This is a genomic window from Microcystis sp. LE19-10.1B, from assembly GCF_027530565.1.
In the GTDB taxonomy this organism is placed as follows: Bacteria; Cyanobacteriota; Cyanobacteriia; order Cyanobacteriales; family Microcystaceae; genus Microcystis; species Microcystis aeruginosa.
Window position 1 is genome coordinate 1 of sequence record NZ_JAPZQM010000562.1, and the last position, 5,650, is coordinate 5,650.

The following is a 5,650-nucleotide window of genomic DNA, read 5'->3' on the forward strand; positions in this document are numbered from 1 at the left end:
AACCCTTATAGAGAAAGGCACTTAGCGATTTTTGTCAATTGTTTTTGCTCTAGAGCCAACTAATCAATTAAGTCTCTTACCAGATAAGGATTTAGTCGATTTATGCCCCCCTATCGAACCATACCAAGTAACGAAGAACCAGATTTTCTATCCGAATGCTTCGCCCGTACTTTTTCAGCAGACCCTATATAGATGTCGGTTTTAGCAAATTCCCGTTACGAAAATCAAAACTACATAGTATAATGGTACTGTTAATTATTTTTGGAGGTGTAAATATGAGTCTAACAGAAAAACAAAAAAACCTTTTGCGATGGATAGTTAAAGAAGTACGGGCTGATCATCTTAAAGAGGACAGTATTTGGTACTACTGTCCGACTGTTAACAGTCATCTTTGGGTAGATTACAATGGTTTTGATAGCACTCCTTATGTCGAATTCGCAACCTTCGATATATTAGAAGAATATGATTATGTTAAATGGCAAAAAAAAGACTCGAAGTCCGTTCAATACAAGGGCGCTCTAACAGGAAAAGCTTATGAAGCGGTTGATTCTAACTTTGCTGAACCCGATCGCTCGGCTATTCCTCATCTAATTCCCTTAACTGAAGTTGAACATTTAGACTCCGAACTATGGGAGAGAGTCCGTTTTTCTGTGAGTGCGGGTGGAGATAATCCAAAAGCGTGGGATACTGCGATTCGCAATGCGACAGTGGTTTTAGAGGACCGCATGAGGAAACTGGGAAATATTGATAATATTAATCAAAAAGCCACGGGTAATGGTATTGTTAACCTAATTTTTGGAAGTAATAAATCTGTACAAAAAGATAAGCTTCCATCAGAAGAATTAGAGGCATACCGTGATTTATATTCGGGTACAATGAAGCTTTTTCGTAACCGTTACGCTCATCGATTCATCGATCCTAAACCAGAGGAGGGTGGAGCAATTATCGTATTCATCGATTTATTATTGAAGATGCTAGATGATTTAGATTGGGAGACAGAAAACGAGAATACATAAATCTCTAATTCTTGTCTAGTTTAACGGTGGATTACGCTGACGCTAATCCACCCTACTGTAGGATAATTGTCTTCTAGCTTCGTAGAGGATGACAGCAGTAGCGATCGCAACATTTAAAGATTCCACACCGCCAAAGAGGGGAATTTTCACCGTTTCATCGGCTAAAGTCGCTAATTGGGGCGATAAACCGGCTCCTTCATTGCCTAACAAGATTAAAGTCGGACGGGTAAAATCAATCTCCCAGTGGTTTTTGGTGGCTGTGGGTAAAGTCGCGATCGCTTTTACCCCCTGTGCTTGATATTTTTTCACCAAAGCCGATAAATCCGATTCTACCACCAGGGGCGATCGAAACCATTCCCCAGCCGAACTGCGGATCACTTTGGGGTTATCGATTTCGACGCTATCGAGACTTAACCAGATACCCTGTACTTCCGTAGCCACAGCAGTGCGAATAATAGTGCCGAGATTACCCGGATCCTGCAATCTTTCCAAAACTAAGCCCAATTGTAGCGGATTTGGGGGGACTGGATGAAGGTGATCACGGGCAATAGTGGCAATCACACCATCGGGGTTAACCGTGGTTGCTAGGGAAGCGAGGACTTCCGGGGAAACTATCTCGACTCGTTTGGCTTGATTTTGAAGCTTCTCTGCTAATTCTCCCTGTCTTTGCTGCCACTTTTCAGTATAACAAACCGTCTCTAGGGAACAATTCACCGCTAAAGCCGTCTCTAGTAAGTGCGTTCCCTCAATTAAGGACAAATTCTGCTCCTGTCGCTCTCTAGTGCGGTGTAGCTTGCGAATTTGCTTGATTAAAGGGTTTTGAACACTGCTAATCATAGCCAATCGGATTTTTAACCCCGCTAGGGCTGCCCTAAACAACTGCGTCTTGAGGGAGATAATGCGGAACTCGGGACTTGAACCCGAAAGTCTTTGCAGACACTAGAACCTGAATCTAGCGCGTCTACCAATTCCGCCAGTTCCGCATTTTTCTTTCACAATCTTTTATTATACTATCGGACAATCCATAAGTCAAGATAGTTCAGATAATTAAGACAAAAATCGCTTTTCGGGGTAGAATCACCAATAATTTCCTCAAAAATCTGATAAAATGCAGTGTCATTTTGCCGAAGCTCTCCTTAGCCAAGACTGCCAACCAAGATAAATGAATCATCCTATGACCATCGATACCGAGCATCCCTATTTAGAAATTCAAGGTCGTCACTCTCTCAAGGGTGAAGTCAAGATCAGTGGTGCCAAAAATGCCGCTCTAGTGATTATGGCGGGAGCTTTACTCTGCTCCGACGAGTGCCAGATTGGTAATGTACCTGCCCTGGCCGATATCGAGCGGATGAGTCAAATTCTCTCGGCTTTGGGCGTGCAAGTCCGTCGCACCGGAGATAGACTAGAGATTGATGGCAGAGACCTCCAACAAGCTCAAGCACCCTACGATCTCGTCTCCCAGTTGCGAGCCAGTTTTTTCGCCATCGGACCGATTTTAGCCCGTTTAGGAGAAGCAAAAGTTCCCCTCCCCGGCGGCTGCGCCATTGGGGCCAGACCAGTAGATCTGCACGTTAGAGGCCTACAGTCAATGGGTGCAGATGTATTAATCGATGGCGGCATGGTACACGCCCGCGTTAAGGGTAATGGTCGTCTGAAAGGGGCGAATATTTATCTGGATTATCCCAGTGTGGGAGCGACGGAAACCCTAATGATGGCGGCGACTTTAGCGTTCGGGGAAACCATTCTCGGTAATGCGGCCCAGGAGCCAGAGGTGATTGATTTAGCCGATTTTTGTGTTTCCATGGGGGCAAAAATTCGCGGTGCTGGGACCAATACAATTGTCATCGAGGGAGTTTCCCGTCTGCACAGTACCGATTACAGTATCATTCCCGATCGCATTGAAGCCGGGACTTTACTGATAGCTGGGGCGATTACCCACTCAGAAATTAGTCTTTATCCCGTGATTCCCAGCCATTTAGCTTCGGTAATTGCCAAACTGCACGAAATCGGTCCGGAAGTGGTGGAAGATGGTCCCAATCGTCTCCGGATTATCCCTAGAGACTTAAAAGCCACCGATATGGAAACCCTGCCCTATCCCGGTTTTCCCACGGATATGCAGGCCCAATTTATGGCTCTATTAACTTTAGCCGAGGGCAGTAGCGTGGTTAATGAGACGGTTTTTGAAAACCGTCTGCGTCATGTGGCCGAATTAAAGCGTCTGGGAGCAGATATCAAGGTCAAAGGAAATGTGGCTTTAGTGCGCGGTGTGCCTTTCCTCTCTGGAGCGCCGGTGATGGCCACGGATCTACGCGCTTCGGCAGCTTTGGTGGTGGCAGGATTGGCAGCCCAGGGGACTACTATTGTGCAGGGACTCCATCACCTCGATCGAGGTTACGATAATTTAGAGGGTAAATTAAGAGCATTAGGGGCAAATTTACGCCGGGTTGATCCTTTAGCCTTAGAATTGGCTACCCTGACCCAATCTTAATAGAAAAAGGGCGAAGCATTCGGGCAATAACCTATCGCTGAAACCGGAGATTTCCCATCCGAATGCTTCGCCCCTACAGATATTATCTGACTTTTTCACCGCCTATTCATCGGCTGTAAAATAACGCTCTAGAAAATCGAGAGCATGATTTCTTAAATCATAATATTCTTGAGTTTCTCGCATGGCGTGACGATCCCGGGGATGGGGAAAAGGCACTGTTAAAATCTCACCGATATTAGCATGGGGTCCATTGGTCATTAAAACAATGCGATCGGACATGAAAATTGCCTCATCTACATCATGGGTAATCATAATCACCGCTTGCCGGTGACTCTCCCAAATTTTCAGCACTTCCTGTTGTAATTTTCGCTTAGTTAAAGCATCTAAAGCCCCAAAAGGTTCATCCATCAATAGCATTTTCGGTCGAGTTACCAAAGCGCGAGCGATGCCCACCCGCTGCTTCATTCCGCCGGAGATTTCTTCGGGATATTTATCAGCAGCGGCCGTTAAATGCACCATAGCTAAATGTTCATTAACAAGGCTATTTTTTTCAACTTTACTAGCACTTTTAAGAACTTCATCCACCGCCAAGCGAATATTTTCTCGCACTGTCAACCAGGGTAAAAGAGAATAATGCTGAAAAACCATCATGCGGTCAGCCCCCGGTTTACGAATTAATTTTCCTTCTAAAGTGACCTGTCCCGAGGAGGCTTGTTCTAAACCGGCGATAATTTTTAAAAGCGTCGATTTGCCGCAACCGGAATGACCGATCACCGAAATGTATTCTTGGGAACCAATAGTCAGATTCACCCCATCAAGAACAACAAAATTACCGCCATCAGCCTTAGGATAAGCTTTAACGATATTTTTAATCTCTAAAAATTCCTCCCCGGAAAAGGAACTTGAGAGCGAGTTAGGAACAGAGGAGAATTGGGCCATAATAATTAATTATCCCTGCAAATAAAAGAATTGAGGTGAATTGGCGCGAATTTCAAAACTGTTGAGATAACCGACGAGATCGCTAGGATCAAAAGCTTTTTGATCGATAAAGTCCCCCGGCGGTACGACGTAATAATCCTCGCTGGGACAAACAATACCCATATCGTCGGCGATTTGACGGTATAAATCGGTTTTCCAAGCTTTTTTAGCTACTTCTTCCGCATTTTTGGGTATTTCAGCAATCTGTCCCCAGCGAGCGGCCTGGGTGATTAACCAAAGACTTTCGGATTGCCAGAGAAAGGTAGAATGATCGTGATCGGCTTTGGCAATATCTTTCGGCATGGCGAAAAAAATTGTCGTCGCTAGATCCTCAACCAGACGTTTTCGATCATCGAAACCCCCATAGTTGTAATCCCCAACGATGCCGGGGCGGGTAAATTGTGGTTTTGCCCCTGTAAACGAGCGCCCAGAAATGATCGTCGCTACTTCCTCTCGATTTTCAGGTCGATCGCAATACTGACAAGCTTCAATCATCGCTTTGACTAAAGAGCGATAGGTTTTCGGGTTTTCTTCGATAAAAGACTCCATCACCGCTAGAATGCGATCGGGGTGTCCTTGCCAGATTTCCCGTCCCTGGGCAAAGGTAAAACCGACCCCTTCGTTACCGGTAATCGCCCTAGTGTTCCAGGGTTCGGCCACCATATAAGCTTGCATTGTGCCAATACGCATATTGTTGACCATCTGCGGCGGCGGAATAATCAAAAGACGAAACTCCTCGATCGGATTAATGCCCATCGATGCCGTCAGGTAACGCAGGAAGTATTCATAGATGGAGGAACTCAAGACCACTGCCCAGATGCGCTCTTCCGGGGGGATACTCTGGAAATAGGCTTGCAGTTGCTGGCCCGCTTGCTGAAGATCGCCATTATACTCTCGCCAAGGTCGAAGGCCAAAATCCCACATCGGCCGATTCATGGTCATAGCGTTGCCGTGACGATGAATAGTCATCGCCCCACACAGAGGGGCAACCCGCGCCTATGGGGGGATAGAACAAAGATGGTTGCTAGTTGAAAGTCAAGCTAGACAAGAATCAGACTTGAAAAAATTAGAGAAAAAAATCGAGCAGGAAAAGAATTGGGCATAAGAAAAAATCCGCCAACTATCCCGAAGAGAATTTGAGAATAGAGCGGTGGCGTTGGCGATAGTC

6 protein-coding genes, 1 tRNA gene and 1 pseudogene are annotated in these 5,650 nt (G+C 45.6%); 4 read left to right on the plus strand and 4 right to left on the minus strand.

What is annotated here, in order from left to right; all coding sequences use genetic code 11:
* The first annotated feature begins 31 nt into the window (after positions 1-31).
* Both O9332_RS20395 and O9332_RS20400 read left to right on the plus strand, forming a co-directional pair.
* Entirely contained in the window at positions 32-205 is a 174-nt protein-coding gene (locus O9332_RS20395) for a hypothetical protein (RefSeq protein ID WP_288027145.1), read from the plus strand.
* 70 nt (positions 206-275) lie between these two features.
* Positions 276-1,016, plus strand: coding sequence for a TIGR02391 family protein (locus O9332_RS20400; RefSeq protein WP_155120381.1), 741 nt, complete (start codon positions 276-278; stop codon positions 1,014-1,016).
* Positions 1,017-1,058: 42 nt separating this feature from the next.
* Here O9332_RS20400 and O9332_RS20405 read toward each other — a convergent pair whose 3' ends face one another.
* Both O9332_RS20405 and O9332_RS20410 read right to left on the minus strand, forming a co-directional pair.
* A complete protein-coding gene (locus tag O9332_RS20405) occupies positions 1,059-1,853 on the minus strand; it encodes a TrmH family RNA methyltransferase (RefSeq protein WP_288027148.1) in 795 nt (264 codons plus the stop codon).
* Positions 1,854-1,915: 62 nt separating this feature from the next.
* Positions 1,916-1,999: transfer RNA gene (locus O9332_RS20410), tRNA-Leu, on the minus strand.
* 191 nt (positions 2,000-2,190) lie between these two features.
* On the opposite strand from O9332_RS20410, the gene murA reads away from it, so the two are divergent.
* Positions 2,191-3,504 (plus strand): UDP-N-acetylglucosamine 1-carboxyvinyltransferase, encoded by a 1,314-nt coding sequence (gene murA / locus O9332_RS20415; protein ID WP_002758620.1) that lies wholly within the window; start codon positions 2,191-2,193, stop codon positions 3,502-3,504.
* Positions 3,505-3,606: 102 nt separating this feature from the next.
* Here murA and O9332_RS20420 read toward each other — a convergent pair whose 3' ends face one another.
* Positions 3,607-4,443, minus strand: a complete 837-nt coding sequence (locus O9332_RS20420; RefSeq protein WP_002758618.1) for an ABC transporter ATP-binding protein — start codon at positions 4,441-4,443, stop codon at positions 3,607-3,609.
* A 9-nt stretch (positions 4,444-4,452) separates the two neighbouring features.
* Positions 4,453-5,463, minus strand: a complete 1,011-nt coding sequence (locus tag O9332_RS20425; protein WP_288027151.1) for a CmpA/NrtA family ABC transporter substrate-binding protein — start codon at positions 5,461-5,463, stop codon at positions 4,453-4,455.
* Between the two features lie 16 nt (positions 5,464-5,479).
* Here O9332_RS20425 and O9332_RS20430 point away from each other — a divergent pair.
* A pseudogene (locus tag O9332_RS20430) lies at positions 5,480-5,650 on the plus strand (IS1634 family transposase); the annotation flags it as partial.

Excerpts from the sequence above, each read along its gene's own strand:
- O9332_RS20400 (WP_155120381.1), top strand. The coding sequence starts at position 276 with ATGAGTCTAACAGAAAAACAAAAAAACCTTTTGCGATGGATAGTTAAA.
- O9332_RS20405 (WP_288027148.1), bottom strand. The coding sequence starts at position 1,853 with ATGATTAGCAGTGTTCAAAACCCTTTAATCAAGCAAATTCGCAAGCTA.
- murA (WP_002758620.1), top strand. The coding sequence starts at position 2,191 with ATGACCATCGATACCGAGCATCCCTATTTAGAAATTCAAGGTCGTCAC.
- O9332_RS20420 (WP_002758618.1), bottom strand. The coding sequence starts at position 4,443 with ATGGCCCAATTCTCCTCTGTTCCTAACTCGCTCTCAAGTTCCTTTTCC.